Annotated in this window: 26 protein-coding genes; 23 read left to right on the plus strand and 3 right to left on the minus strand. The window is 40.6% G+C overall.

Annotated features, from left to right (window positions below; genetic code table 11):
- Positions 1–1,014 precede the first annotated feature (1,014 nt).
- The 21 genes from QM469_RS05830 to QM469_RS05930 all read left to right on the plus strand — a co-directional run bounded on the left by QM469_RS05830 (position 1,015) and on the right by QM469_RS05930 (position 22,799).
- On the plus strand, positions 1,015–2,676 hold the full coding sequence (locus tag QM469_RS05830; protein WP_414276254.1) for a ribonuclease J: 1,662 nt from the start codon (positions 1,015–1,017) through the stop codon (positions 2,674–2,676).
- Between the two features lie 65 nt (positions 2,677–2,741).
- The gene (locus QM469_RS05835; RefSeq protein WP_414276255.1) at positions 2,742–3,521 is read left to right on the plus strand and encodes an alpha/beta hydrolase; all 780 of its coding nucleotides are present in this window, start codon (positions 2,742–2,744) and stop codon (positions 3,519–3,521) included.
- 107 nt (positions 3,522–3,628) lie between these two features.
- Complete coding sequence (locus QM469_RS05840; RefSeq protein ID WP_414276256.1) at positions 3,629–4,330, plus strand: matrixin family metalloprotease; 702 nt, start codon at positions 3,629–3,631, stop codon at positions 4,328–4,330.
- Between the two features lie 69 nt (positions 4,331–4,399).
- Positions 4,400–6,223, plus strand: a complete 1,824-nt coding sequence (gene uvrC / locus QM469_RS05845; protein ID WP_414276257.1) for an excinuclease ABC subunit UvrC — start codon at positions 4,400–4,402, stop codon at positions 6,221–6,223.
- A 71-nt stretch (positions 6,224–6,294) separates the two neighbouring features.
- Positions 6,295–7,245, plus strand: a complete 951-nt coding sequence (gene rsmH / locus QM469_RS05850; RefSeq protein ID WP_075231549.1) for a 16S rRNA (cytosine(1402)-N(4))-methyltransferase RsmH — start codon at positions 6,295–6,297, stop codon at positions 7,243–7,245.
- Positions 7,246–7,254: 9 nt separating this feature from the next.
- Complete coding sequence (ftsL, locus tag QM469_RS05855) at positions 7,255–7,572, plus strand: cell division protein FtsL (protein ID WP_075231548.1); 318 nt, start codon at positions 7,255–7,257, stop codon at positions 7,570–7,572.
- Positions 7,573–7,575: 3 nt separating this feature from the next.
- A complete protein-coding gene (gene pbp2X, locus QM469_RS05860; protein ID WP_075231547.1) occupies positions 7,576–9,831 on the plus strand; it encodes a penicillin-binding protein PBP2X in 2,256 nt (751 codons plus the stop codon).
- Between the two features lies 1 nt (position 9,832).
- The gene (gene mraY, locus QM469_RS05865; protein ID WP_414276258.1) at positions 9,833–10,813 is read left to right on the plus strand and encodes a phospho-N-acetylmuramoyl-pentapeptide-transferase; all 981 of its coding nucleotides are present in this window, start codon (positions 9,833–9,835) and stop codon (positions 10,811–10,813) included.
- A gap of 129 nt (positions 10,814–10,942) precedes the next feature.
- A complete protein-coding gene (locus tag QM469_RS05870) occupies positions 10,943–11,470 on the plus strand; it encodes an FUSC family protein (RefSeq protein ID WP_301559805.1) in 528 nt (175 codons plus the stop codon).
- 75 nt (positions 11,471–11,545) lie between these two features.
- Positions 11,546–11,902: a transcriptional repressor GlnR gene (gene glnR / locus QM469_RS05875; protein WP_000659543.1), complete on the plus strand. Its 357-nt coding sequence runs from the start codon at positions 11,546–11,548 to the stop codon at positions 11,900–11,902.
- A 35-nt stretch (positions 11,903–11,937) separates the two neighbouring features.
- A complete protein-coding gene (gene glnA / locus QM469_RS05880; RefSeq protein WP_045763630.1) occupies positions 11,938–13,284 on the plus strand; it encodes a type I glutamate--ammonia ligase in 1,347 nt (448 codons plus the stop codon).
- Positions 13,285–13,402: 118 nt separating this feature from the next.
- Positions 13,403–13,723, plus strand: a complete 321-nt coding sequence (locus tag QM469_RS05885; RefSeq protein ID WP_414276259.1) for a PadR family transcriptional regulator — start codon at positions 13,403–13,405, stop codon at positions 13,721–13,723.
- A complete protein-coding gene (locus QM469_RS05890) occupies positions 13,723–14,298 on the plus strand; it encodes a DUF2812 domain-containing protein (protein ID WP_414276260.1) in 576 nt (191 codons plus the stop codon). The genes QM469_RS05885 and QM469_RS05890 overlap by 1 nt, the downstream gene beginning before the upstream one ends.
- A 34-nt stretch (positions 14,299–14,332) precedes the next feature.
- A complete protein-coding gene (locus QM469_RS05895; protein WP_414276261.1) occupies positions 14,333–14,839 on the plus strand; it encodes a DUF2812 domain-containing protein in 507 nt (168 codons plus the stop codon).
- Between the two features lie 166 nt (positions 14,840–15,005).
- The gene (gene hrcA / locus QM469_RS05900) at positions 15,006–16,040 is read left to right on the plus strand and encodes a heat-inducible transcriptional repressor HrcA (protein ID WP_414276262.1); all 1,035 of its coding nucleotides are present in this window, start codon (positions 15,006–15,008) and stop codon (positions 16,038–16,040) included.
- Positions 16,041–16,172: 132 nt separating this feature from the next.
- Complete coding sequence (gene grpE / locus QM469_RS05905; RefSeq protein ID WP_045763635.1) at positions 16,173–16,688, plus strand: nucleotide exchange factor GrpE; 516 nt, start codon at positions 16,173–16,175, stop codon at positions 16,686–16,688.
- 292 nt (positions 16,689–16,980) lie between these two features.
- Complete coding sequence (gene dnaK / locus QM469_RS05910) at positions 16,981–18,804, plus strand: molecular chaperone DnaK (protein WP_414276264.1); 1,824 nt, start codon at positions 16,981–16,983, stop codon at positions 18,802–18,804.
- Positions 18,805–18,872: 68 nt separating this feature from the next.
- The gene (locus QM469_RS05915) at positions 18,873–19,199 is read left to right on the plus strand and encodes a hypothetical protein (protein ID WP_075231537.1); all 327 of its coding nucleotides are present in this window, start codon (positions 18,873–18,875) and stop codon (positions 19,197–19,199) included.
- A gap of 57 nt (positions 19,200–19,256) precedes the next feature.
- The gene (locus tag QM469_RS05920; protein ID WP_075231536.1) at positions 19,257–19,889 is read left to right on the plus strand and encodes a DJ-1/PfpI family protein; all 633 of its coding nucleotides are present in this window, start codon (positions 19,257–19,259) and stop codon (positions 19,887–19,889) included.
- A 271-nt stretch (positions 19,890–20,160) separates the two neighbouring features.
- Positions 20,161–21,297 (plus strand): molecular chaperone DnaJ, encoded by a 1,137-nt coding sequence (gene dnaJ, locus QM469_RS05925; protein ID WP_075231535.1) that lies wholly within the window; start codon positions 20,161–20,163, stop codon positions 21,295–21,297.
- Positions 21,298–21,425: 128 nt separating this feature from the next.
- Entirely contained in the window at positions 21,426–22,799 is a 1,374-nt protein-coding gene (locus QM469_RS05930) for an IS1182 family transposase (protein WP_414276265.1), read from the plus strand.
- Between the two features lie 150 nt (positions 22,800–22,949).
- Here the strand turns inward: QM469_RS05930 and QM469_RS05935 are convergent, their stop codons facing one another.
- The 3 genes from QM469_RS05935 to QM469_RS05945 all read right to left on the minus strand — a co-directional run bounded on the left by QM469_RS05935 (position 22,950) and on the right by QM469_RS05945 (position 24,396).
- Positions 22,950–23,603 (minus strand): hypothetical protein, encoded by a 654-nt coding sequence (locus QM469_RS05935; RefSeq protein WP_075231989.1) that lies wholly within the window; start codon positions 23,601–23,603, stop codon positions 22,950–22,952.
- 85 nt (positions 23,604–23,688) lie between these two features.
- A complete protein-coding gene (locus QM469_RS05940) occupies positions 23,689–23,976 on the minus strand; it encodes a hypothetical protein (protein ID WP_075231990.1) in 288 nt (95 codons plus the stop codon).
- Between the two features lie 9 nt (positions 23,977–23,985).
- Positions 23,986–24,396 carry an HIT family protein gene (locus QM469_RS05945; RefSeq protein WP_070460226.1) on the minus strand — a complete coding sequence of 137 codons (411 nt, stop codon included), beginning with the start codon at positions 24,394–24,396 and terminating at the stop codon, positions 23,986–23,988.
- Between the two features lie 67 nt (positions 24,397–24,463).
- Here QM469_RS05945 and QM469_RS05950 point away from each other — a divergent pair, with 67 nt between their 5' ends.
- Complete coding sequence (locus QM469_RS05950) at positions 24,464–25,195, plus strand: ABC transporter ATP-binding protein (RefSeq protein WP_075231991.1); 732 nt, start codon at positions 24,464–24,466, stop codon at positions 25,193–25,195.
- Entirely contained in the window at positions 25,192–26,241 is a 1,050-nt protein-coding gene (locus QM469_RS05955) for an ABC transporter permease (RefSeq protein WP_075231992.1), read from the plus strand. The genes QM469_RS05950 and QM469_RS05955 overlap by 4 nt, the downstream gene beginning before the upstream one ends.
- Positions 26,242–26,530 lie beyond the last annotated feature (289 nt).

The raw sequence follows: 26,530 nt of genomic DNA on the forward strand, positions 1-26,530 counted from the left end.
TACGACGTCTAGCGCCAAAGGACTTATCGACTTAACAAGACACCACTACTTTAACATAACGAAAAAGTAGTGAGTACTTTCTCCCGTCGGAGATTTCCTCACTACTAATCTTAGTATGTTTTAGTTTGATTTTATACTCTTCGAAAATCTCTTCAAACCACGTCAGCGTCGCCTTACTGTATATGTAGGATACTGACTACGTCAGTTCCATCTACAACCTCAAAACAGTGTTTTGAGCTAACTTCGTCAGTTCTATCCACAACCTCAAAACGGTGTTTTGAGCAACCTGCGGCTAGCTTCCTAGTTTGCTCTTTGATTTTCATTGAGTATTTAAGTATAGTGGATTGAACCTAGAATAGTAGGCTACGGATTCTAAAACATTTATAGAAATTTATTTGACTTTCCTAATTTCTTTGTTCATATCTTATTTTAATCCACTATAATAATCAATATTGTTTACAATTTCATATCACATTCGGTTCAGAGGATTAAACATTTTCTCATAACCTTAGAACGAGATCCTATTTCCAAATACTAAAGAAGGGCATCATCGTGTCCTTTTCATTTATGGCAATCCTTGTTATTAAAAAATTGATGATAAAAATCATGGTGCTATTACCGTCCTTGGTAGCTATGAGAGATAGTATACTCGGATTGTTCAATTTTAAAAGCCTTTGCTAACATGCCGTTCACTTGTTTTTGATTTGCTGAAGTAGAAAGGGGATAAGTGCTCATTCATTATAAAAGCCATATAATGCTGACCAGCAGCCAAGAAAAATCTAACATTTAGGGTGCAGGTCATTCCTGTTTTTTACCAGCAAACTCTCCTCCAGTATCTGTAAGAATGATAGGAAAGAGATAGTTGAAGTTAGATTATCTGTAAGATTCATTTTGAAAATTAGTAAAAAAATGGTATAATGAATGGAAAAGATTCGGCTGAAAGTGAATTGGACTTTCAGAAAAAGAGAGCTTTTAAAGCTCTACAAACAGTTGAAGTGACTATTCGGAGGAAAAATGAATACTATTAAATTAACAACACTTGGGGGTGTACGTGAAAACGGTAAAAACATGTACATCGCAGAAATTAACGACTCGATTTTTGTATTAGATGCAGGTTTGAAATATCCTGAAAATGAACAGTTGGGTGTCGATGTCGTTATTCCAAATATGGACTATTTGTTTGAAAATAGCGCCCGTATTGCTGGGGTTTTCTTAACACACGGGCATGCGGATGCGATTGGCGCCCTTCCTTATCTCTTGGCAGAAGCTAAGGTTCCTGTATTTGGCTCAGAGCTGACCATTGAACTTGCCAAGCTTTTTGTTAAAGGAAATGACAGTGTCAAGAAATTTGATGATTTCCATGTCATTGACGAAAATACAGAGATTGATTTTGGCGGAACGGTAGTATCCTTCTTCCGTACAACCCACTCTATTCCAGAAAGTTTGGGTGTGGTCTTGAAAACATCTGAAGGAAACATCGTCTATACAGGGGATTTCAAGTTTGACCAAACGGCTAGTGAATCTTACGCCACTGACTTTGGGCGTTTGGCAGAGATTGGTCGCGAAGGGGTCTTGGCTTTGCTTAGTGACTCAGCAAATGCAGATAGCAATATCCAAGTAGCTAGTGAAAATGAAGTTGGTGTAGAAATCACGCAAACTATCTCTGATTGGGATGGACGTATCATCGTTGCTGCAGTTGCAAGTAACCTTTCTCGTATCCAGCAAGTTTTTGATGCAGCTGCGGAGACAGGGCGTCGTGTTGTCTTGACAGGATTTGACATTGAAAATATCGTCCGTACAGCGATTCGCTTGAAAAAATTGTCTCTAGCAAGTGAAAATCTTTTGATTAAACCAAAAGATATGTCTCGTTTTGAAGATCACGAATTAATTATCCTTGAAACTGGACGTATGGGGGAACCAATTAACGGCCTACGCAAGATGTCTATCGGTCGTCACCGTTATGTTGAAATCAAAGAAGGTGACCTAGTTTATATCGTTACAACACCATCGATCGCCAAGGAAGCAGTGATGGCACGCGTGGAAAATATGGTCTATCAAGCAGGTGGAGTTGTCAAGCCAATTACTCATAGCTTGCGTGTGTCAGGACATGGGAATGCGCGTGATTTGCAATTGATGATCAATCTCTTGCAACCTAAATATCTCTTCCCAATCCAAGGAGAATACCGTGAGTTGGATGCCCATGCCAAGGCTGCTATGGCAGTTGGTATGTTGCCGGAACGGATTTTCATCCCTAAAAAAGGGACTACTATGTCTTATGAGCATGGAGACTTTGTTCCATCTGGTGCAGTTACAGCAGGCGATGTCTTGATTGATGGGAATGCCATCGGAGATGTCGGTAATGTCGTCCTTCGTGACCGTAAGGTCTTGTCAGAAGATGGAATTTTCATCGTGGCTATCACTGTTAACCGTCGTGAGAAAAAAATCATCGCTAAAGCTCGAGTGCACACGCGTGGATTTGTCTATCTCAAGAAGAGCCGTGATATCTTGCGTGAAAGTACTGAGTTGGTAAACCAAACAGTTGAAGATTACCTCCAAGGTGAAGACTTTGATTGGGCAGAACTCAAAGGTAAGGTACGTGATCATTTGGCCAAGTTCCTCTTTGACCAAACAAAACGTCGTCCAGCTATCTTACCAGTAGTCATGGAAGCAAAATAGGATCAAATAGCAAGAGAAAGTCGAGTTTCGGCTTTTTCTTATCTTAAATGAATAAGGAGCAAGTTATGGCAGTAATGAAGATTGAGTATTACTCAGAAGTTTTAGATATGGAGTGGGGAGTAAATGTTCTCTACCCAGATGCGTCTCGGGTTGAGGAGCCAGATTCTACGGATATTCCTGTCCTCTATCTCTTACATGGGATGTCAGGAAATCATAATAGCTGGCTCAAACGGACCAATGTAGAGCGCTTGGTGCGAGGGACTAATCTAATTGTTGTCATGCCAAATACAAGTAATGGCTGGTACACAGATACTCAGTATGGCTATAACTACTATACAGCTTTAGCAGAAGAACTGCCTAAAGTGCTCAAACGCTTCTTCCCTAATATGTCTAGCAAGCGTGAAAAGACTTTTATTGCTGGTCTATCAATGGGAGGCTACGGTTCCTTCAAATTGGCCCTATCAACCAACCGTTTCTCATATGCAGCTAGTCTTTCTGGTGCTCTCAGTTTCGAAGAGTTTTCTCCAGAAAGTCAAAATCTTGGGTCGCTTGCTTACTGGCGAGGTGTTTTTGGTAAAGTTAATGATTGGGTGAATAGCCCTTACTCACTTGAAACACTCGCTAAAAAGTCTGATAAGAAAACCAAGCTCTGGGCTTGGTGTGGTGAACAAGATTTCTTGTATGCTGCCAATAACCTCGCGGTGAAGAATCTCAAGAAACTTGGTTTTGATGTGACCTATAGTCACAGTGCAGGAACCCATGAGTGGTATTATTGGGAAAAACAATTGGAACGATTTTTGGCTACCTTGCCAATTGATTTTGTTTTGGAAGAACGCTTGTCTTAGTTTTAGTTTTCTTTCAGCTTACTCAAGTAAAATAAGGAATCTATCTTTAGAATGGGAAACCAGGACTAAAAGATGGATTCTTATTTTTTTTAGAAAGGCGGGAAATCATGTTCTGGATTATTCGTGTTCTATGTCGATTGTTACTAGGGATTTGGCGCATGTTCTGGCGCCTTGTGTGGACTCTTGTGGTCTTAATTCTCATTGCTTTAGGGATTCTCTGGTATATGACAGGGGATTTATCTGGTGTCTTCAATCAAGTGGGGCAACTTGTTCAAGTTGGTCAGGCAGGCTGGCATCAATGGCAAGAAACTGGTAAGTTGCAAGGTTTGTCTCAGACTGATCATCATCAAGATTCAGGAGTAAAATGGCCCCAAGCACAGGCGACTATTTATATTGATCCTCAAATGGATGCAACATTCCAAAGGGCCTACGCTGAGGCTATTGCCAGTTGGAATCAGACCGGTGCTTTTAATTTTGTACTTGTGACAGAACCTGACCAAGCAACTATTTTTGCGACTGAAATGAATGATGGTTCCACATCTGTTGCTGGTGAGGCGGAGAGCCAGACAAATCTCCTAACCAAACAATTTACTTCAGTAACAGTTCGTTTGAATCATTATTATCTATCTAATCCAAACTATGGCTATACCTATGATCGTATCTTGCATACAGCAGAGCATGAGTTAGGACATGCCATTGGGCTGGAGCATACTAATGAAGTGTCAGTCATGCAGCCAGCAGGTTCTTATTATGGTATTCAGGCTCTAGACGTTCAAGCAGTTCAAGAACTTTATGAGTCTGGAGAATAAGTGATTTTCAACGAAAAATAGAGCTCCTTGATGTAAGCAATGAAGGGGGCTTTTTGCTATAATGGAACTATGAATAACTTGATTAAATCAAAACTAGAGCTCTTGCCGACCAGCCCTGGTTGTTACATTCACAAAGATAAAAATGGTACGATTATCTATGTAGGAAAGGCCAAAAATCTACGTAATCGTGTACGGTCTTATTTCCGTGGAAGTCATGATACCAAGACAGAAGCCTTGGTGTCGGAGATTGTAGATTTTGAGTTTATTGTCACGGAGTCTAATATTGAAGCCCTCCTTTTGGAGATTAACCTGATTAAGGAAAACAAGCCCAAGTACAATATTATGCTCAAGGACGATAAGTCCTATCCTTTCATCAAAATTACCAATGAACGCTATCCTCGACTGATTATTACTCGTCAGGTCAAAAAAGACGGAGGACTCTATTTTGGTCCCTATCCGGATGTGGGGGCAGCTAATGAAATCAAGCGACTTCTGGATCGGATTTTTCCTTTTCGTAAATGTACCAATCCACCATCAAAGGTCTGTTTTTATTACCATATTGGCCAGTGCGTGGCTCACACCATCTGTAAGAAAGACGAGGCTTATTTTAAAGCCATGGCCCAAGAAGTCTCTGATTTTCTAAAGGGTCAGGATGATAAAATCATCAATGACCTCAAGGAAAAGATGAATGTGGCAGCTCAGAGTATGGAATTTGAACGTGCAGCTGAATATCGAGATCTGATTCAGGCCATTGGAACCCTTCGGACCAAGCAACGAGTTATGGCCAAGGATCTCCAAAATCGCGATGTCTTTGGCTATTATGTAGATAAGGGTTGGATGTGCGTTCAGGTATTCTTTGTCCGTCAAGGTAAGCTCATTGAGCGTGATGTCAACCTTTTTCCTTACTACAATGATCCAGATGAAGATTTCCTGACCTATGTTGGACAGTTTTATCAAGAAAAATCACACTTGGTTCCTAATGAGATTCTGATTCCTCAGGATATTGACGAAGAGGCCGTCAAGGCTTTGGTGGATACCAAGGTTCTCAAACCCCAACGTGGTGAGAAGAAGCAACTGGTTAATCTCGCTATCAAAAATGCGCGTGTAAGCTTGGAGCAGAAATTTAACTTGCTAGAAAAATCAGTTGAGAAGACTCAAGGGGCCATTGAAAACTTGGGACGACTTTTACAAATTCCAACCCCAGTCCGTATCGAGTCCTTTGATAACTCCAATATTATGGGGACTAGTCCTGTCTCTGCCATGGTTGTTTTTGTTAACGGGAAACCGAGCAAGAAGGATTACCGCAAGTATAAGATTAAGACAGTTGTGGGGCCAGATGACTATGCAAGTATGCGAGAGGTTATTCGTAGACGATATGGACGGGTCCAGCGTGACGGTTTGACACCACCAGATCTAATCGTCATCGATGGTGGTCAAGGACAGGTTAATATTGCTAAGCAGGTTATTCAAGAAGAGTTAGGGTTAGATATTCCAATCGCGGGTCTGCAAAAAAATGATAAGCACCAAACCCATGAATTGCTTTTTGGAGATCCGCTTGAGGTGGTAGAGCTGTCTAGGAATTCGCAAGAATTTTTCCTCCTACAGCGAATCCAAGATGAGGTCCATCGCTTTGCCATCACCTTCCACCGTCAACTGCGCTCTAAAAATTCCTTCTCCTCTCAATTGGATGGAATTGAAGGTCTGGGTCCAAAACGCAAGCAGAATTTAATGAAATATTTTAAATCTCTGACTAAAATCAAGGAAGCCAGCGTGGATGAGATTGTCGCAGTTGGTATACCAAGAGCAGTCGCAGAGGCTGTTCGCCAACACTTGAATCCTCAAGAGCGTGTAGAACTAGCTCAGGTAGCAGAATCGCCTGCTGAATACAAGTGATAAAGTAGTAAGGAAAGGTTTTTGCTTTAGCGAGTGCAAGCTAGTCAGAATTGTGGTAAAATAGATAAGATATGACTAAAGAATTTCATCATGTAACGGTCATGCTCCATGAAACCATTGATATGCTTGATGTAAAACCTGACGGTATTTACGTTGATGCGACCTTGGGTGGAGCAGGCCATAGCGAGTATTTATTAAGTAAATTAAGTGAAAAGGGGCATCTCTATGCCTTTGATCAGGACCAGAATGCCATTGACAACGCCCAAAAACGTCTGGCGCCTTATATCGAAAAAGGAATGGTTACCTTCATCAAGGACAACTTCCGTCATTTGCAGGTACGTTTGCAGGAAGCAGGTGTAGAAGAAATTGATGGCATTTGTTATGATTTGGGAGTTTCGAGCCCGCAATTGGATCAGCGTGAACGAGGTTTTTCTTATAAAAAAGATGCGCCACTGGACATGCGGATGAACCAGGAGGCTAGTTTGACAGCTTATGAGGTTGTCAATCACTATGACTATCATGACTTGGTTCGTATTTTCTTCAAGTATGGCGAGGACAAATTCTCCAAACAGATCGCTCGGAAGATTGAACAGGCGCGTGAGCTGAAGCCGATTGAGACCACGACAGAATTGGCCGAGATTATCAAGTCTGCTAAGCCTGCCAAGGAACTCAAGAAAAAAGGTCATCCGGCCAAGCAGATTTTCCAAGCCATCCGTATTGAGGTTAATGATGAATTAGGAGCTGCAGATGAGTCCATCCAACAAGCTATGGAATTACTAGCAGTGGACGGAAGAATCTCAGTCATTACCTTTCATTCACTGGAAGATCGCTTGACCAAGCAATTGTTCAAGGAAGCTTCAACAGTGGAAGTGCCAAAAGGCTTGCCTTTCATCCCAGATGATCTTAAGCCCAAGATGGAATTAGTCTCTCGCAAACCGATTCTACCAAGCAAGGAGGAGTTGGAGGCCAATAATCGTTCCCACTCAGCCAAGTTACGAGTAGCTCGAAAAATTCATAAGTAAGGGGATAAAATGGTAGAAAAAAGAGAAACAACGAGCCAATTACTGCAAGCTCGTATCAAGAGATTTTCACGTGTTGAGAAGGCCTTTTACCTTTCGATTGCCATTACAGCCCTTGTCTTAGCCATCAGTGTGGTCTATATGCAAACCAAGCTCCTACAAGTTCAAAGTGATTTGACAACTGTCAACAGACAGATTGAGGAGAAAAAGACGGAGCTGGACGACGCTAAGCAAGAAGTCAATGAATTGATTCGCTCAGAACGTCTGGCGGGTGTCGCGGATTCGCAAGACTTGCAATTAAACAATGGAAATATCCGATCGGCGGAGTAATATATGAAAACATGGAAAGAAAAAATAGTACACTTTGCCATTAAGAATCGCAGAACTCCTCTAGAAAACCGCAGACGAGTTGGAAAAAGCCTTAGTCTCTTGGCTGTCATTCTCTTTGCTGTTTTTTTGGTTAACTTTGCGGTGATTATTGGTACGGGAAAGAAGTTTGGTGTTGACCTGGTCAAAGAAGCTTATAAGGTTCATCAAACAACTCGAACAGTCCCTGCTAAGAGGGGAACCATTTATGATCGTAATGGAACTCCGATTGCAGAAGATGCAACCTCCTACAATGTTTATGCGGTCATTGATAAGGATTATAAGTCTGCGAATGGAGATATTCTATATGTTGAGGAATCTCAGTACAATAAGGTAGCCGAAATTTTCCATAAGTATTTGGATATGGAGGAGACCTACGTCAAAGATCAACTCTCTCAACCCAATCTCAAACAGGTTTCCTTTGGTACTAAAGGAAATGGGATTACCTACGCAAATATGATGTCCATAAAAAAGGATCTAGAAGCTGCCAAGGTTGAGGGAGTGGATTTTACCACAAGCCCCAATCGAAGTTATCCAAATGGGAAATTTGCTTCATCCTTCATTGGTCTAGCCCAGCTTCATGAAAATGAAGATGGTTCAAAGAGCCTTATTGGAACATCTGGTATTGAAAGCTCCTTGAATAGATTGTTAGCAGGGACAGATGGTATTATTACCTATGAAAAGGATCGTTTGGGGGATATCGTTCCAGGTACGGAACAAGTCACTCAACAAACCGTAGATGGAAAAGATGTCTACACGACAATATCTAGTCCTTTGCAATCCTTTATGGAAAGCCAAATGGATGCCTTCCAGGAAAAAGTGAAAGGCAAGTATATGACTGCGACCTTGGTTAGCGCCAAGACAGGAGAAATTCTGGCCACGACTCAAAGGCCGACCTTTGATGCTGATACCAAAGAAGGGATTACAGAGGACTTTGTCTGGCGTGATATCCTTTACCAAAGTAACTATGAACCAGGTTCAACCATGAAGGTCATGACCTTAGCAGCAGCTATAGATAACAATACCTTCCCTGGAGGAGAATATTTCAACAGTAGTGAACTGAAGGTGGCGGATGCTACCATCAAAGACTGGGATGTCAATGAAGGTCTGACTAGTGGTGGAATGATGACCTTCTCGCAAGGTTTTGCTCACTCTAGTAACATCGGTATGACTCTCCTTGAGCAGAAAATGGGTGATGCTACTTGGTTAGACTATCTCAATCGTTTCAAATTTGGAGTTCCGACTCGGTTTGGGATGAGTGAAGAGTATGCTGGTCAACTCCCTGAAGATAATATCGTTAATATTGCCATGAGTTCCTTTGGTCAAGGGATTTCTGTTACGCAAACCCAGATGCTTCGTGCCTTTACGGCTATTGCCAATGATGGGGTTATGTTGGAGCCTAAATTTATCAGTGCCCTTTATGATCCAAATGATCAAACAGTACGTAAGTCACAAAAGGAAGTTGTGGGAAATCCTGTGTCCAAGGAAGCAGCTAGCCTGACTCGAGATCACATGGTGATGGTTGGTACAGATCCTACCTATGGTACAATGTACAATCATAGTACAGGAAAAGGGACAATCAACGTTCCTGGCTATAATGTGGCATTGAAATCAGGGACTGCCCAGATTGCGGATGAACAAAATGGAGGATATCTAAAAGGTTCAACCAACTATATTTTCTCAGTTGTCTCTATGCACCCAGCTGAAAATCCAGATTTCATCCTCTATGTGACCGTTCAACAGCCAGAACATTACTCAGGAATACAGTTAGGAGAATTTGCCAACCCTATTCTGGAAAGAGCTTCAGCAATGAAAGATACACTCAATCTTCAATCAACAGCTAAAAGCTTGGATCAGGTAACATCTACAACTAGTTATTCCATGCCAGAAATGAAGGATTATAGCCCTGGAGATCTAGCTGAGGAACTCCGTCGTAACCTTGTACAACCAATTGTTATCGGTTCGGGAACAAAAATCAAAGAAAGCTCTGTAGCAGAAGGAACCAATCTAGACGCCAATCAGCAAATCTTACTCCTTTCAGATAAGGTAGAAGAGATGCCTGACTTATATGGCTGGTCTAAGAAAAATGTTGAAACCTTTGCCAAATGGCTGAATATCCAAGTTGAGTTTGAAGGCACAGGAGAAACTGTTAAAAAGCAAAGTGTTCGTGCCAATACAGCTTTAAAAGATTTACAGAAAATAAAAATAACATTAGGAGATTAGAATGCTTATTTCTATCTTTGCTGGAGTGATTGCCTTTATTCTAACAGTCATAGGAATTCCAGCCTTTATCCGTTTTTACCATAAAGCACAGATTACCGGTCAACAGATGCATGAAGATGTCAAACAACACCAAGCAAAAGCCGGGACACCAACAATGGGAGGACTCGTCTTTCTCCTAGCAGGAGTTTTAGTTAGTCTGGTCCTTGCTCTCGTGACTAATCAATTAACCAATAATGTCGGAATGATCCTCTTTATCCTGGTCTTATATGGTTTGGTCGGTTTCTTGGACGATTTCCTCAAGGTTTTCCGAAAAATCAATGAAGGACTTAATCCTAAACAGAAGCTCTTGCTTCAGTTGGTCGGAGGAGTTATCTTCTATTTCTTCTATGAAAGAGGTGGAGATATCTTAAATGTATTTGGTTATCCCTTGCATTTAAGTGTTCTTTACATTCTCTTTGCCCTCTTTTGGTTAGTTGGTTTCTCAAATGCAGTTAACCTGACTGATGGGATTGATGGTTTGGCAAGTATTTCGGTGGTGATTAGTCTATCTGCCTACGGAGTGATTGCTTATGTGCAAAACCAGTTAGATATTCTGTTAGTAATTTTAGCCATGATTGGTGGCTTACTTGGTTTCTTCGTCTTTAACCACAAGCCTGCTAAGGTATTTATGGGGGACGTAGGAAGTCTAGCACTTGGAGGAATGTTGGCTGCTATCTCAATGGCTCTTCACCAAGAGTGGACTCTTCTATTGATTGGTCTAGTGTATGTCTTTGAAACAACATCTGTCATGATGCAGGTCGGCTATTTTAAACTGAGTGGAGGTAAGCGTATCTTCCGGATGACACCTGTTCATCACCATTTTGAACTGGGTGGTTTTTCTGGAAAAGGGCAAGCCTGGAGTGAATGGAAGGTCGACTTCTTCTTCTGGGGAGTGGGCTTGCTCGCTAGTCTCTTGACTTTAGCTTTCATATATTTGTTCTAAAAAGAGAATGTGGAATCATCAGGTAGAGAAGGATTAAGTTCCTTCTCTTTTTTATTTCCATCAGTTTATTGCATCCCCTTCTCAAAAATAGGTAAATTTATGGTAAAATGGAGATAGAGAGTTGAAATAATGAGTTATTTTAAAAAGTATACATTTGATAAATCTAAGTTTAAGTTAGGAATGCGAACATTTAAAACAGGAATCGCTGTTTTTTTAGTTCTCATGATTTTTGGTTTTTTTGGTTGGAAAGGACTTCAGATTGGAGCTCTTACTGCAGTTTTTAGTTTAAGAGAAGACTTTGATAAGAGTGTCCACTTTGGGACATCACGTATTCTCGGAAATAGTATCGGTGGTTTTTATGCCCTGATTTTCTTTCTCTTAAATAATCTTTTTCACGGCGCCTTCTGGGTAACCCTCCTTGTTGTTCCAATTTGCACCATGTTAACCATTATGACAAATGTTGCTATGAACAATAAAGCAGGTGTTATCGGTGGAGTTGCGGCTATGTTGATTATTACCTTATCAATTCCAAATGGTGAGACAGTTTTGTACGTATTTGCCCGAGTTTTTGAAACATTTATGGGTGTTTTTGTAGCAATTCTTGTAAATTACGATATTGATCGTTTACGGAGCATTTTACTGAAAAAAACAAAATAATGTCACAAGATATAACATTATTGATTGACGATTGAATTTTTTTAGACTATAATAGACAGAAAGAAGGAAGTGTACATGAAGGAAAAAGAATTTCGTCGCAATATGGCAGTTTTCCCTATTGGCAGTGTTATGAAACTGACCGATCTTTCGGCGCGCCAAATTCGTTACTATGAAGACCAGGAATTGATTAAGCCTGATCGTAACGAGGGCAATCGCCGTATGTATTCTTTGAATGACATGGATCGATTGCTTGAGATTAAAGATTATATCTCTGAAGGTCTTAACATTGCTGCCATCAAGAAAAAATATGCTGAACGTGAGGCGAAGTCTAAGAAACCAGTGAGTCAAACTGAAGTGCGTAGAGCGCTTCGGAATGAAGTTCTCCAGCAAAGTCGCTTCGCTTCTCAACAATCACCTTTTGGTCGCGGTTAGGCAACCGCAAGTCGTCATATATAAGGAGAAAAACCATGCCAATCACAGCTGCAGATATTCGTCGTGAAGTTAAGGAAAAAAATGTAACCTTTATCCGTCTCATGTTTTCAGATATTTTGGGAACTATGAAAAACGTCGAAATTCCTGCTACAGATGAACAACTAGACAAGGTCTTGTCAAACAAGGCTATGTTTGATGGATCTTCTATTGAAGGGTTTGTTCGTATCAACGAATCAGATATGTACCTCTACCCTGACTTGGACACTTGGACAGTCTTTCCTTGGGGAGATGAGAACGGTAGTGTCGCAGGATTGATCTGTGATGTCTATACAACAGAAGGGGAACCATTTGCTGGAGATCCTCGTGGAAACCTCAAACGTGCTCTTCGCCACATGGAAGAAGTTGGATTCAAGTCTTTCAACCTTGGACCAGAACCAGAATTCTTCCTATTTAAACTGGATGAGAATGGTGATCCAACTCTTGAGGTAAATGACAAGGGTGGTTACTTTGATTTGGCGCCTACAGACCTTGCCGATAACACTCGTCGTGAGATTGTTAACGTCTTGACCAAAATGGGATTTGAAGTTGAAGCAAGTCACCACGAAGTTGCTGTAGGTCAACATGAGATTGACTTTAAGTACGATGAAGTTCTTCGTGCTTGTGATAAGATTCAAATCTTTAAACTCGTTGTAAAAACAATTGCGCGTAAACATGGTCTCTATGCAACCTTTATGGCTAAACCAAAATTTGGTATCGCTGGTTCAGGTATGCACTGCAATATGTCTTTGTTTGATGCTGAAGGAAACAATGCCTTCTTTGATCCAAATGATCCAAAAGGAATGCAATTGTCAGAAACTGCTTACTACTTCCTTGGTGGTTTGATCAAACATGCCTACAACTATACAGCTATCATGAACCCAACCGTTAACTCATACAAACGTTTGGTGCCAGGCTACGAAGCACCTGTTTACATCGCTTGGGCTGGCCGTAACCGTTCACCACTTGTCCGCGTACCAGCATCACGCGGAATGGGAACACGTTTGGAGTTGCGCTCAGTGGATCCAATGGCAAACCCTTATATTGCTATGGCTGTTCTTTTGGAAGTCGGTTTGAATGGTATTGAAAACAAAATTGAAGCACCAGCACCAATCGAAGAAAACATCTATATCATGACTGCAGAAGAGCGTAAAGAAGCTGGCATTACTGACCTTCCATCAACTCTTCACAACGCTTTGAAGGCTTTAACAGAAGACGAAGTCGTTAAAGCTGCCCTTGGTGAACATATCTACACTAGCTTCCTTGAAGCTAAACGCATCGAGTGGGCGAGCTATGCAACCTTTGTCTCACAATGGGAAATTGACAACTACCTAGATCTTTACTAATAACAAATAAGAAGATTGTCCGTGAGGGCAATCTTTTTTTCTTGCAATTTATATCGAGGTGTGATATATTTTGTATAACGAAGTGCGATATATCGAACTGAATAGGAGGTCTTGTTAAATGGGATTAACAGATAAGATTAGACGGGTCTACCTTCCCATGACTGAAACAGGTTTTTATATTCTGTTCTGTCTGCAAAAGGAGAACCATGGTTATGGTATTACACAAAAGGTCAAAGAATTAACAGATTCACAGGTTTCCATTAGTCCTGGAACTATGTATGGAACCCTGTCAAAGATGGAAAAGGATGGTTTGATTTCCTTTGTCCGAGAAGAGGACAAACGAAAAATCTATCAGATAACAGACTTGGGCAGAAAAGTTTTAGAAATTGAGTTGAAACGTATTGAACGGCTCTACAGAAACAGTCGGGAGGAGCTTTGATGGAAAAGAAAGTTGTTTATAGGATTTGTACCATTGCGGATTATGATAGAGAGGCTCTCTATCTTAGAGAAATGCATGCGCAGGGCTGGAAACTTAAGGAAGTAAGTTATTCTAACTTAGTAGTTGCGGTTAAGTATACATTTGAAAAGTGCCAACCGGAGCAGGTGGTTTATCAGTTGGACTTTTATCCTATGAAAAAATCAGAGAGAGCTTCCTATTTACAACTGTTTAAAGATTGTGGCTGGGAGCATATTACAGACTTTAATGGTTTTTCCTACTTTAGAAAGCTTTATTCTGGAGTTGAGTCGGATGCCGAGTTTGAAATTTATAATGATGCGACCGGGAAGTTAGCAATGGTCAAGCGCATTTTAATAATGCGGATGCTTCCTATTTTGCTTCTCTTTTCAGCGCTACTACCGGTTTTCTCAAAGTCACTCAGTGGAAGAGGTTATTTCAGTTGGGGAATGTTTCTGATTATTAGCATAGACTGTACTTTATTGATCGTTTTTGCGATTCAGATTTCTTATATTTTTTGGAGATTGTTTCAAAAGTGGAAAGAATTATCCGATAAATAAGACCATGCATGTTTTCTAATTTGGAGGTCAGACAATGAATAGCAAAGTACAATTTCGAATGTTTACCATTTTTGATTTGGATAAGGTAGAAGATTATTTGCATGAGATGCATTTGAAAGGTTGGAAATTTAAATCGAATCGTTTTGGCTTTTTCTATTTTGAGCAATGCCAACCAGATGATGTGGTTTACTGTGTATGGAATGCTAGCTACCTTAGAAAAAATGAGCTAGATTTACAAAGTATTAAGGATAGAGGATGGGAATTTGTAGAAAATTGTTCTTATTCTGTGTTTCGGAAGGCAACTGATGATTTAGTTCCAAACGATCAAATTTTTATGAACAATCGTCTTAGATGGGATGGTGTGAAATCTGGACTTCGTACATCTACAGTTTCTATCTCTGGTGGTCTTGTTGTTTGTATGAGTCTGTTTCGCGAAAGTCTCTCTCAGTCTTTTTTCGTTATTTTTGCCCTATATGCTCTCATTATTTCTTATCTAATCTATAGTTTTTACAGACTTAGACGGAAATATCTGGTTGATTGACATTAGTTTCTAGGTCCTTAGACCGATTTTTAGCACTCTTGGCAAAAGAGTGCTAATTTTTTGAGTTTTTGTCTTGACATTCTTTTCTAAGGGTGTATAATAGAATCATAAGTTAGCACTTGGATGTATTGAGTGCTAAAACGATCTATCAGAGAGGAGTAGCGAGATGGTTACAGAACGTCAGCAGAATATTTTAAATCTGATCATTGACATCTTTACCAAAACGCACGAACCTGTTGGATCCAAAGCCTTGCAAGAGTCTATCAACTCAAGTAGTGCTACCATTCGAAATGATATGGCAGCCCTAGAAAAGCAAGGTTTGCTTGAAAAGGCACATACTTCCAGTGGTCGAATGCCGAGTGTGGCTGGTTTTCAATACTATGTCAAGCACTCCCTATCCTTTGACCGTTTAGCTGAGAATCAAGTTTATGAGATTGTAAAAGCCTTTGATCAGGAATTCTTCAAGCTTGAGGATATTCTTCAAGAGGCAACGAAAATCTTGACAGACTTGAGTGGTTGTACGGTTGTAGCGCTGGATGTAGAACCAAGTAGGCAGAAGCTAACAGCTTTTGATATTGTTGTCCTCGGACAACATACAGCTCTGGCAGTTTTTACGCTTGATGAGTCTAGAACAGTTACCAGTCAGTTTTTGATTCCGAGAAATTTCTTGCAGGAGGATTTAAATCGCCTCAAGACCATGATTCAAGAGCGTTTTCTGGATCAAACTGTTTTGGATATTCACTACAAGATTCGGACAGAGATTCCGCAAATTATCCAACGTTACTTTACAACAACGGATAACGTCATGGACCTCGTTGAACATATCTTCAAAGAAATGTTCAATGAAAATATCGTGGTTTCTGGCAAAGTCAATCTTCTGAATTTCGCAAATCTAGTAGCTTATCAGTTTTTTGATCAGCCACAAAAAGTAGCTTTAGAAATTCGAGAGAATTTGATTGGAGACCAGATGCAGAGTGTCCGAGTTGCGGATAGTCAAGAATCTTGTCTTGCTGACTTGGCAGTGATTAGTAGTAAGTTCCTGATTCCTTATCGTGGATTTGGAATTCTTGCGATTATAGGTCCGGTTAATCTGGATTATCAACAATTGGTTAATCAACTTAATGTTGTCAATCGAGTTTTGACTATGAAGTTGACGGATTTTTACCGCTATCTCAGCAGTAATCACTATGAAGTGAATTAATACTCTTCAAAAATCAAATTCAAACCACGTCAACGTCGCCTTGCCGTACTCAAGTACAGCCTGCGGCTAGTTTCCTAGTTTGCTCTTTGATTTTTATTGAGTATAGGATTGAAATCATTAAAGGAGGCGAAAATGGCCCAAGATATTAAAAATGAAGAAGTAAAAGAAGAGGAAGTTGTGGAAACAGCTGAAGAAACAACTCCTGAGAAGTCTGAATTGGACTTGGCAAATGAACGTGCCGAAGAATTTGAAAACAAATATCTTCGAGCTCATGCAGAAATGCAAAACATTCAGCGCCGTGCCAATGAAGAACGTCAACTATTGCAACGCTATCGCAGCCAAGATTTGGCGAAAGCAATCTTGCCATCGCTTGATAACCTTGAACGCGCTCTTGCTGTTGAAGGGTTGACAGATGATGTGAAGAAGGGCTTGGAAATGGTCCAAGAAAGTTTGGTACATGCTCTGAAAGAAGAAGGAATTGAAGAAATTCCAGCGGATGGTGAATTTGACCATAACTACCACATGGCCATTCAAACAGTTCCAGCAGATGACGAACATCCAGCAGACACCATCGCACAAGTCTTCCAAAAAGGATACAAACTCCATGACCGCATCTTACGCCCAGCCATGGTAGTTGTCTATAACTAGGCAATAAGTCAGAAATCTGTGGTTCCGACTCCTCGTGTCGTAACATAAAAGAAAACTTGTCCGAAATGACACTAAACTATGAAAGAAAGATAAGAAACGGTTCGGCTTTACCAATAGTGAGCGTAGCGAACCAAAGGCGATACTCTTCGCCGCGGCGCTATTTGCGCAAACTTTGAGACCTTAGGCTCAAAGTTTAGTCAAATAGATTAACGAAGTTAAGCCCTGACGGCGCCGCCACCTAAGATGAGTATCAAAAAGAAAAATAGAATATAAAATTTAAGGAGAAAAACATATGTCTAAAATTATCGGTATTGACTTAGGTACAACAAACTCAGCAGTAGCAGTTCTTGAAGGAACTGAATCAAAAATCATCGCAAACCCAGAAGGGAACCGCACAACTCCATCTGTTGTGTCATTCAAAAACGGTGAAATCATCGTTGGTGACGCTGCAAAACGTCAAGCGGTAACAAATCCAGATACAGTTATCTCTATCAAATCTAAGATGGGTACTTCTGAAAAAGTTTCTGCTAACGGTAAAGAATACACTCCACAAGAAATCTCAGCTATGATCCTTCAATACTTGAAAGGTTATGCTGAAGAATACCTTGGTGAAAAAGTAACTAAGGCTGTTATCACAGTTCCAGCTTACTTTAACGATGCTCAACGTCAAGCGACTAAAGATGCTGGTAAAATTGCTGGTCTTGAAGTAGAACGTATCGTCAACGAACCAACAGCAGCAGCTCTTGCTTATGGTTTGGACAAGACTGACAAAGAAGAAAAAATCTTGGTATTCGACCTTGGTGGTGGTACATTTGACGTATCTATCCTTGAATTGGGAGATGGTGTCTTTGACGTATTGGCAACTGCAGGGGATAACAAACTCGGTGGTGACGACTTTGACCAGAAAATCATCGACCATATGGTTGCAGAATTCAAGAAAGAAAATGGTATCGACTTGTCAACAGACAAGATGGCTCTTCAACGTTTGAAAGACGCAGCTGAAAAGGCTAAGAAGGACCTTTCTGGTGTAACTTCAACTCAAATCAGCTTGCCATTTATCACTGCTGGTGAGGCTGGACCTCTTCACTTGGAAATGACTTTGACTCGTGCGAAATTTGACGATTTGACTCGTGACCTTGTAGAACGTACAAAAGTTCCAGTTCGCCAAGCTCTTTCAGATGCAGGTTTGAGTTTGTCAGAAATCGACGAAGTCATCCTTGTTGGTGGTTCAACTCGTATCCCAGCCGTTGTAGAAGCTGTTAAGGCTGAAACTGGTAAAGAACCAAACAAATCAGTAAACCCTGATGAAGTTGTGGCTATGGGTGCTGCGATTCAAGGTGGTGTGATTACTGGTGATGTCAAAGACGTTGTCCTTCTTGACGTAACACCATTGTCACTTGGTATCGAAACAATGGGTGGTGTCTTCACAAAACTCATCGACCGTAACACAACTATTCCAACATCTAAATCACAAGTCTTCTCAACAGCAGCAGACAATCAACCAGCCGTTGATATTCACGTTCTTCAAGGGGAACGCCCAATGGCAGCAGATAACAAGACTCTTGGACGTTTCCAATTGACAGATATCCCAGCTGCACCTCGTGGTATTCCACAAATCGAAGTAACATTTGACATCGATAAGAACGGTATCGTATCTGTTAAGGCTAAAGATCTTGGAACTCAAAAAGAACAAACTATTGTGATCCAATCGAACTCAGGTTTGACTGACGAAGAAATCGACCGCATGATGAAAGATGCAGAAGCTAACGCTGAAGCAGATAAGAAACGTAAGGAAGAAGTTGACCTTCGTAACGAAGTAGACCAAGCTATCTTTGCGACTGAAAAGACAATCAAGGAAACTGAAGGCAAAGGCTTCGATGCAGAACGTGACGCTGCTCAAGCTGCACTTGATGATCTTAAGAAGGCCCAAGAAGACAACAACTTGGACGACATGAAAGCGAAATTGGAAGCTCTCAACGAAAAAGCTCAAGCTTTGGCAGTCAAACTCTACGAACAAGCCGCAGCAGCGCAACAAGCTCAAGCAGGAGCAGAAGGCGCACAAGCAACAGGAAACGCAGGCGATGACGTCGTAGACGGAGAGTTTACTGAAAAGTAAAAAGATTTATTAAGTTATAGATTTAATTTCCCTGGTTATTAGATAGTTATACTTTAAAGGAGAATGATATGGCTACTAAAGAAGAAAGAGAGTATCTTTCGCAATTCGTAGATATCGCGAGTTGTCATTTGAATGATAGTGATGTAGATTGGTTAATGCGTTTTATTAATTCGGTAGGGAATAGACATACTGAAGAAGGTAGCTTTGATAGCTGGAGTTCGGATGGTAGATATACTAGGAATTGGGTTAAAGAATACATAATTGAAAGTGATTATTCATTAACAAGTAATTATAGTTACCAAGATGATGATGGCGCGAGTGGAAGTTACTCAGAAAATATAACTAATGCTCGAGATATTATCAATATAATTAGGGAGTATCCGAATTTGTTATAAGAAATCCAGAGGTTGCAACCCAGCCTCTGTTTTTCGGTAAAATAGAGGATGTTGCGTATGAAAAAAGTACTTTGTATCATTTATCCTAATTTTTCTCTTTATGAGATAACCACTTTAACAAGTACTTTAGCTTTATCTTTTGGTGTAACAATTGATTATGCAGCTTCAGAATATTCGATAGTTATATCTGAGGATGGCTTACCCTGTCAACCGACTAAAACATTGGAGCAAATCCGTATAGAAGAGTATTCTTGTGTGATTTTGCCAGGAATGGTAAATATAGGTCCTGCTCTACAAGATGAGAGATTGATCTCGTTTTTGAGAAGTCTTAATGAGCAAGATATACTAATTGCAGCCATTTCTTCAGCCCCCCTTTTATTAGCCAAAGCAGGCTTGTTGAAGGACACGAAATTTACAGGTGGAATTTGGCAAAACTTCTTTGACTATTTTGAATTTCTTCCTCGTGAGAATTTCCAACCGAAAGTTCTTGTGCAAGATAAACAGATCATTACGGCTATAGGATTCGCACATCAAGAGTTTGCAAGGAAAGTGATTCTAAGTCTAGGGTTGGCAGAGAATACGGACAACTATTTTAAAGAACAGAACGAATATTCAGAAGAGGATTTGTTATTTACTCTATCAGATGAAGAGTTTGATCAAGTGAAGCGAAGTATAGAAAACACCCTCTAAAGATTTACATAAAAATTATAGAAAGGAACAAAGAGCGTTTGGGGAATTGTAGCCGAGCTCTGAAGTTTCTTACTCAATATAAAAGAAAGGAATTGAACCCGACCTACATCGAGGTTTGATTCACAACATCAATAGAAAGGAACAAAGGTGTTCGCAACTGAACACGGGCTACGGACTGTGCCAAAAAGATAGTTTTTTCTAGGACGTGATCGTTCGTCGTCAAAACTCCTATTTTGGCTGTGTCCGTTTAACGCCCTTTGTATCTTGAATTATGAACAATACTGAATTTTACGACCGTTTGGGCGTTTCGAAAAATGCATCTCAAGATGAGATCAAGAGGGCCTATCGGAAATTATCTAAAAAATATCACCCAGATATCAACAAGGATCCTGGTGCTGAGGACAAGTACAAGGAAGTTCAAGAAGCTTATGAAACTTTGAGCGATGAACAGAAACGTGCTGCCTATGACCAATATGGTGCGGCTGGAGCCAACGGTGGCTTTGGTGGTGCTGGCGGTTTCGGTGGCTTTGATGGAGCAGGTGGCTTTGGCGGATTTGAAGATATCTTCTCAAGCTTCTTTGGTGGTGGCGGTGCATCACGTAATCCAAACGCCCCTCGTCAAGGTGACGACCTCCAGTATCGCGTTCATTTGACTTTTGAAGAAGCTATTTTTGGTACAGAAAAGGAAGTCAAATACAATCGTGAAGCAAGCTGTCGTACTTGTAATGGGTCTGGTGCTAAACCTGGAACAAGTCCAGTTACTTGTGGACGCTGTCATGGTTCAGGTGTGATCAATGTTGATACCCAAACACCTCTTGGTATGATGCGTCGCCAAGTAACCTGTGATGTCTGTCATGGCCGTGGTCAAGAAATTAAAGATCCATGTACAACCTGTCATGGAACTGGTCATGAAAAACAAGCCCATAGCGTGCACGTAAAAATCCCTGCTGGTGTGGAAACAGGTCAACAAATCCGCCTAGCTGGTCAAGGTGAAGCCGGCTTTAATGGTGGTCCTTATGGTGACTTGTACGTGGTGGTTTCAGTTGAAACTAGTGATAAGTTTGAACGTGAAGGAACTACTATCTTCTACAATTTGAACCTCAATTTTGTTCAAGCAGCACTTGGTGATACAGTAGATATCCCTACAGTTCATGGTGATGTAGAATTAGTCATTCCAGAAGGAACTCAGACTGGTAAACGATTCCGCCTACGTGGTAAAGGTGCGCCTAGCCTTCGTGGTGGTGCCATTGGTGACCAATACGTGACTGTTAATGTCGTGACTCCAACAGGCTTGAACGAACGACAAAAAGCAGCCTTGAAAGAATTCGCAGCTGCAGGTGATCTAAAAGTCAATCCAAAGAAAAAAGGCTTCTTTGACCATATTAAGGATGCCTTTGAAGGAGAATAGAGCATAAAGTAAAAAGAGCCCGAGGGCTCTTCAGATTGAAGACAAAGTCCTTAGAACTCAAGTTTCTAAGGGCTTTTCTTTTTGTAAAGTCGTATAATAGAGGTAAGAAGAGTTGTGAGGTAATCCCTATGTTTCACAAAGAAAAACCTGATTATAATCGTAAGCAATATGGTTTCTATACAATAGACGAATTGGTCCCTAAAGATCACTTTCTTCGACAAGTTGATTCAAAGGTTGATTTTGGCTTTATCTATGATTTGGTAGAAGATACCTATAGTCCAGATAATGGTCGGCCTAGTCTTGATCCCGTCATGTTAGTCAAAATTCCTTTAATCAAATGTTTTTATGGTATCCGTTCTATGCGTCAAACCATGAAAGAGATTGAAGTAAACGTAGCCTATCGTTGGTTTCTCGGACTAACTTTAGATGATAAGGTTCCTCATTTTACTACCTATGGGAAAAATTACAGTCGTCGTTTTCAAGATAAAGAACTCATTTCTGAGATTTTTTCCCAAGTTCTCAACCAAGCTTTGTATGCAGGTTTAATTGATCCTTCTGAAATATTTGTGGATGGTACCCATATCAAAGCGGCAGCTAATAGTCACAAGTACCGTAAGGAAATGGTAGATCAACAAGCTAAATTTATGAGTGAACAATTGGCAGTTGAGATTGATTTAGATCGGAAAAAACACGCAAAAAAGTCCTTAAAGCCCGCAAAAGAAAGTGAGGCTAAGGAAAAGAAAATCTCAACGACAGATCCCGAATGTGGTTGGTTTCACAAGGGCGAACACAAGGAAGTATTTGCCTATTCTGCCCAAGTTGCTTGCGATAAGCATGGTTGGGCCTTGGCTTATACGGTTGAAGCAGGAAATGTTCATGATAGCCAGGCTTTCCCTGCCCTATTTTCAAAGTTAGAACCTTTCTCTCCACGCTATATTATTGCGGATTCAGGCTACAAGACCCCAACTATTGCCCATTATTTGTTAGAGCGAAACATCATCCCTGTCTTTCCTTATACTCGTCCAAAGGGAGTAAAGGGGAACTTAAGACCTAGTAATTTTGTTTATGATGCAAGTCATGACTCTTATATTTGTCCAGAGAATCAAGTATTAAGCTATCGCACTACCACTCGAGAAGGCTACCGTGAGTATAAGAGTAATCCCAAAGTATGTGTTGCCTGTCCTTTATTATCCGTTTGTACCCAAAGCCAAAATCATCAAAAAGTAGTAACGAGACATGTCTGGAAAGATGCCCTTGAATTTTGTGAGGAGATTCGTCACCAAAGAGAAATGAAAGAGCTCTATAAGAAGCGCAAAGAAACAATTGAACGGCTCTTTGGGACGGCTAAGGAGTACCATAATTTGAGATACACTAGAGAGAAAGGAAAGTCCAAAATGGAGGATCAGGTTGGGCTTACTTTGGCGTGTTTAAATATTAAAAAACTGGTGAAATGGATAGGAAATATCCCTTTTTATTTTTCTCAAATTCAGATTTTGGTATAGATTAGTAGATGATGAGACAAACTATTTTTGAAAAGAGAAAAAGACAAACGCCAAAAATGACGTTTGTCTTCGTTCTGAAGAGCCCGAGGGCTCTTTTTTCGTGTAATATTTGGAAGTTTAGCATGGGAGAAATAATCTCTGGTTGGTCTGCTATTCAGATCTTTGAGTGAGTAAGCCAGCCTCATCCATGTCCTGGATGAGTTGCTTAAGTTCTGCTTCCTTGCCAGGCTTAACGGTGACGGTATCAATGCGCTTAATCGCCGAATTGTCCTGGATATCCACCAAGGTCAACGCTTTTTCATAGAATGCGATTCCCTTTTTCATGCTTTCTGGATCCCTCCAAGAGAGAATAAAGTAAGAAGGATTTGATTTCTTTCCGATTTCTTGGAAATACTTCCTGCTTTCCTCCTCTAAAAATTGGAATAAACCATGATTGAATAAGTTGTCTTCTACTGAATGGTAGGAAATATCTCCTGTGTTTAAGACATAGACTTTGAGTCGGTTTTTAGTGAGGTTTGGGCTTTCTTTTAGGACTGGGTGGCTATTGACGACATCATCTGAGAAAGTCACATAAAAATCTAAGCCCCCACCCTCGAATTGATAGCTTCCATTTGATTCTACTTTCTCAGGAGGCAGGTCAAGGGAGATAAAGATTTGTTTTAAGGCTTCATTTCCTTCTCGGATGTCACTTGGTGAGGCCTTGAAAAGATTGGCCAGTATTAGAAATGCCAGAGCTGCAAGAAGGCAGAGACCCCCACAAATAATCAGGATGATCCGCGTCAAAACTTTAAAAAACTGTTTCATTTTCATGCCCTCCCTGGTCTGTTAGGATCTGCTGACCCAAAATGGCTTTAAAGGGGAATAAGGAAAGTTGGAGATTTTCTTTACATTAGTTTTCTTCAGTTTTCTGCATTTCTTTTAGTACAGCAAGTCTAGTTTGAACATCTTTTTCCAGGACTTTAAACTTATAGGTCAAATCTTTTTGATATTCCTTGATGAGTTCTTTTTGTTGGTCGATAATTTGCAGGCTATCTTGGATAATATCCAAGTCATCCTTAATGGCTTCAACACGATCAGTAGTATCTAGAACTTCTTCAGTGATAGCTTGGCGATTCTTAATGAGGAGGTATGAACCGACTGCAGAGCCTGCAAAAAGTAGTAAATTTGATAGTTTCATAGTGACTCCTTAAGCGTTTTTGATTGTTTCAGCGACTTGAGCAAGTTTGTCGAAGTCTGGTTCATGTGCGATAAAGTCAATTTTTAGGTCGTCATCTGCACTATAGCGAGGAACAAGGTGAACATGGGTATGGAAAACCGTTTGTCCAGCAACTTCTTCACAGTTGGCGATGATATTCATGCCTTCAGCTTTGGTAGCTTTCATGACTTTTTGAGCAATCTTTGGTACTTGGGCGAAAAGTTGGCTGGCACTTGCAGCATCCATTTCTAAAAGATTGCGGTAGTGTTCTTTTGGTACGACCAAGGTGTGACCAGGTGTTACTTGTGAGATATCAAGGAAGGCAAGAACTTGATCATCTTCGTAAACCTTTGATGCGGGAATCTCTCCTGCGATAATTTTACAAAAAATGCAATCTGACATAAAATCTACCTCTACTGTATTGAATTTTGATATAATATAGCTACATTATACCAGATTTGGAGAAAATATGTTAGAAATTAAAAACCTGACTGGGGGCTATGTTCATGTTCCTGTCTTGAAAGATGTGTCCTTTACAGTTGAAAGTGGGCAGTTGGTCGGTTTGATCGGTCTAAATGGTGCTGGGAAATCGACGACCATCAATGAAATTATTGGACTTTTGACACCTTATAGTGGAGAAATAAACATCGACGGACTAACTTTAGGTGCCAATCCTCGAGAATATCGTCAGCAGATTGGTTACATTCCTGAAACTCCTAGTTTGTACGAAGAATTAACTCTCAGAGAACATATCGAGACGGTTGCCATGGCCTATGGTATTGAGCAAAACCTAGCTTTTGAACGTGTAGAACCTCTTTTAAAAATGTTCCGTTTGGATCAGAAGTTGGATTGGTTCCCTGTTCATTTTTCGAAAGGGATGAAGCAGAAGGTCATGATTATCTGTGCCTTTGTTGTGGATCCGAGTCTCTTTATCGTCGATGAACCTTTCCTTGGTCTTGATCCCCTGGCGATTTCGGACTTGATTCAGCTTTTGGACCTTGAAAAGAAAAAAGGCAAGTCTATCCTCATGAGTACCCACGTTCTTGACTCTGCTGAAAAAATGTGTGACTCTTTTGTCATTCTTCACAAAGGACAAGTGAGGGCTAAAGGGGATCTTGAAGAACTGAGACAAGCTTTTGCCATGTCTCAAGCAAGTCTCAATGATATCTATTTGGCTTTGACCAAAGAGGAGGACAGATGAAAGACTTGTTTCTAAAGCGAAAGCAGGATTTTCGTAAAGAGTGTGTCGGTTATCTGCGCTATGTACTCAATGACCACTTTGTCTTGTTTTTACTGGTTTTAGTAGGGTTTCTAGCCTATCAGTATAGTCAACTGCTCCAGCATTTTCCTGAAAATCATTGGCCTATCCTTTTGTTTGTGGGGATTGTCTCTATTTTACTCATGCTTTGGGGTGGAATCGCGACCTATGTGGAAGCTCCTGATAAGCTCTTTCTCTTAGTAGCTGAAGAAGAAGTGAGAGAACATATCCAAAAGCAAAGCCTAGTTTCCTTCATCTTTTGGGTTAGTGTACAGACTCTCTTTTTGCTTCTTTTTGCCCCTCTATTTTTAGTCATGGGCTTAGGCTTAGGAGTTTTTGGTGTTTATGTTCTTCTTTTGGGAGTCGTGAAATATTTCCTTTTTCAGAAAAAGACTGGCAAGTTTTTTAGTGCAAATCATCTGGACTGGGACTATGTGATTGCCCAAGAAAGTAAACGCAAGCAGTTCTTGCTTCGCTTCTTTGCCCTCTTTACCCAAGTCAAGGGAATTTCAAACAGCGTCAAGCGACGAGCTTATCTAGATTTTATCCTAAAAGCAGTTCAGAAGGTGCCGAGCAAGATTTGGCAGAACCTCTATCTTCGTTCTTATCTGCGAAATGGAGATCTCTTTGCCCTCAGTCTTCGCCTCCTCTTCCTATCTTTGCTGGCGTTGATCTTTATCGAGCAAGCTTGGATTGCAACAGCAGTAGTGGTTTTATTTAACTACCTCTTACTCTTTCAGTTATTGGCTCTCTATCATGCCTTTGATTACCAATATTTGACCCAACTTTTCCCGCTAGAAAAGGGACAAAAGGAAAAAGGGTTACAGGCAGTTGTCCGAGGATTGACTAGTTTTGTTTTATTGGTTCAACTGGTAGTTGGGTTGATTGCCCTCCAAGAAAAACTAGCCCTTCTAGCCCTCTTTGGAGCTGGCTTGGTCTTACAGATTTTGTATCTCCCTTATCAGGTGAAACGCCAGATGCAGGACTAATACTCTTCGAAAATCTCTTCAAACTAGGTCAGCATCCATCTGCAACCTCAAAGCGATGCTTTGAGCAACCTGCGGCTAGCTTCCTAGTTTGCTCTTTGATTTTCACTGAGTATTACATTGCTTATATGATACTAAAAAAGAAGTTGAGTTCAATCTGTCTCAGCTTCTTTTTAGTTACTACAGGATAATGGTTGGTCCGTAGAGACTAATACTCTTCGAAAATCTCTTCAAACTAGGTCAGCATCCATCTGCAACCTCAAAGCGGTACTTTGAGCAACCTGCGGCTAGC

The organism is Streptococcus infantis (genome assembly GCF_047464215.1).
Taxonomy (GTDB): Bacteria; Bacillota; Bacilli; order Lactobacillales; family Streptococcaceae; genus Streptococcus; species Streptococcus infantis_P.

What these genes read in the sequence shown, in the direction of transcription:
- QM469_RS05890 (WP_414276260.1), top strand. Translation starts at nt 13,723, where the DNA reads ATGGAAAAGAAAGTTGTTTATAGGATTTGTACCATTGCGGATTATGAT.
- dnaJ (WP_075231535.1), top strand. Translation starts at nt 20,161, where the DNA reads ATGAACAATACTGAATTTTACGACCGTTTGGGCGTTTCGAAAAATGCA.
- QM469_RS05950 (WP_075231991.1), top strand. Translation starts at nt 24,464, where the DNA reads ATGTTAGAAATTAAAAACCTGACTGGGGGCTATGTTCATGTTCCTGTC.
- grpE (WP_045763635.1), top strand. Translation starts at nt 16,173, where the DNA reads ATGGCCCAAGATATTAAAAATGAAGAAGTAAAAGAAGAGGAAGTTGTG.
- pbp2X (WP_075231547.1), top strand. Translation starts at nt 7,576, where the DNA reads ATGAAAACATGGAAAGAAAAAATAGTACACTTTGCCATTAAGAATCGC.
- QM469_RS05945 (WP_070460226.1), bottom strand. Translation starts at nt 24,396, where the DNA reads ATGTCAGATTGCATTTTTTGTAAAATTATCGCAGGAGAGATTCCCGCA.
- QM469_RS05920 (WP_075231536.1), top strand. Translation starts at nt 19,257, where the DNA reads ATGAAAAAAGTACTTTGTATCATTTATCCTAATTTTTCTCTTTATGAG.
- dnaK (WP_414276264.1), top strand. Translation starts at nt 16,981, where the DNA reads ATGTCTAAAATTATCGGTATTGACTTAGGTACAACAAACTCAGCAGTA.
- QM469_RS05955 (WP_075231992.1), top strand. Translation starts at nt 25,192, where the DNA reads ATGAAAGACTTGTTTCTAAAGCGAAAGCAGGATTTTCGTAAAGAGTGT.
- uvrC (WP_414276257.1), top strand. Translation starts at nt 4,400, where the DNA reads ATGAATAACTTGATTAAATCAAAACTAGAGCTCTTGCCGACCAGCCCT.
- QM469_RS05895 (WP_414276261.1), top strand. Translation starts at nt 14,333, where the DNA reads ATGAATAGCAAAGTACAATTTCGAATGTTTACCATTTTTGATTTGGAT.
- QM469_RS05870 (WP_301559805.1), top strand. Translation starts at nt 10,943, where the DNA reads ATGAGTTATTTTAAAAAGTATACATTTGATAAATCTAAGTTTAAGTTA.
- QM469_RS05840 (WP_414276256.1), top strand. Translation starts at nt 3,629, where the DNA reads ATGTTCTGGATTATTCGTGTTCTATGTCGATTGTTACTAGGGATTTGG.
- QM469_RS05940 (WP_075231990.1), bottom strand. Translation starts at nt 23,976, where the DNA reads ATGAAACTATCAAATTTACTACTTTTTGCAGGCTCTGCAGTCGGTTCA.
- rsmH (WP_075231549.1), top strand. Translation starts at nt 6,295, where the DNA reads ATGACTAAAGAATTTCATCATGTAACGGTCATGCTCCATGAAACCATT.
- QM469_RS05915 (WP_075231537.1), top strand. Translation starts at nt 18,873, where the DNA reads ATGGCTACTAAAGAAGAAAGAGAGTATCTTTCGCAATTCGTAGATATC.
- QM469_RS05885 (WP_414276259.1), top strand. Translation starts at nt 13,403, where the DNA reads ATGGGATTAACAGATAAGATTAGACGGGTCTACCTTCCCATGACTGAA.
- QM469_RS05930 (WP_414276265.1), top strand. Translation starts at nt 21,426, where the DNA reads ATGTTTCACAAAGAAAAACCTGATTATAATCGTAAGCAATATGGTTTC.
- glnR (WP_000659543.1), top strand. Translation starts at nt 11,546, where the DNA reads ATGAAGGAAAAAGAATTTCGTCGCAATATGGCAGTTTTCCCTATTGGC.
- glnA (WP_045763630.1), top strand. Translation starts at nt 11,938, where the DNA reads ATGCCAATCACAGCTGCAGATATTCGTCGTGAAGTTAAGGAAAAAAAT.
- QM469_RS05935 (WP_075231989.1), bottom strand. Translation starts at nt 23,603, where the DNA reads ATGAAACAGTTTTTTAAAGTTTTGACGCGGATCATCCTGATTATTTGT.
- QM469_RS05835 (WP_414276255.1), top strand. Translation starts at nt 2,742, where the DNA reads ATGGCAGTAATGAAGATTGAGTATTACTCAGAAGTTTTAGATATGGAG.
- ftsL (WP_075231548.1), top strand. Translation starts at nt 7,255, where the DNA reads ATGGTAGAAAAAAGAGAAACAACGAGCCAATTACTGCAAGCTCGTATC.
- mraY (WP_414276258.1), top strand. Translation starts at nt 9,833, where the DNA reads ATGCTTATTTCTATCTTTGCTGGAGTGATTGCCTTTATTCTAACAGTC.
- hrcA (WP_414276262.1), top strand. Translation starts at nt 15,006, where the DNA reads ATGGTTACAGAACGTCAGCAGAATATTTTAAATCTGATCATTGACATC.
- QM469_RS05830 (WP_414276254.1), top strand. Translation starts at nt 1,015, where the DNA reads ATGAATACTATTAAATTAACAACACTTGGGGGTGTACGTGAAAACGGT.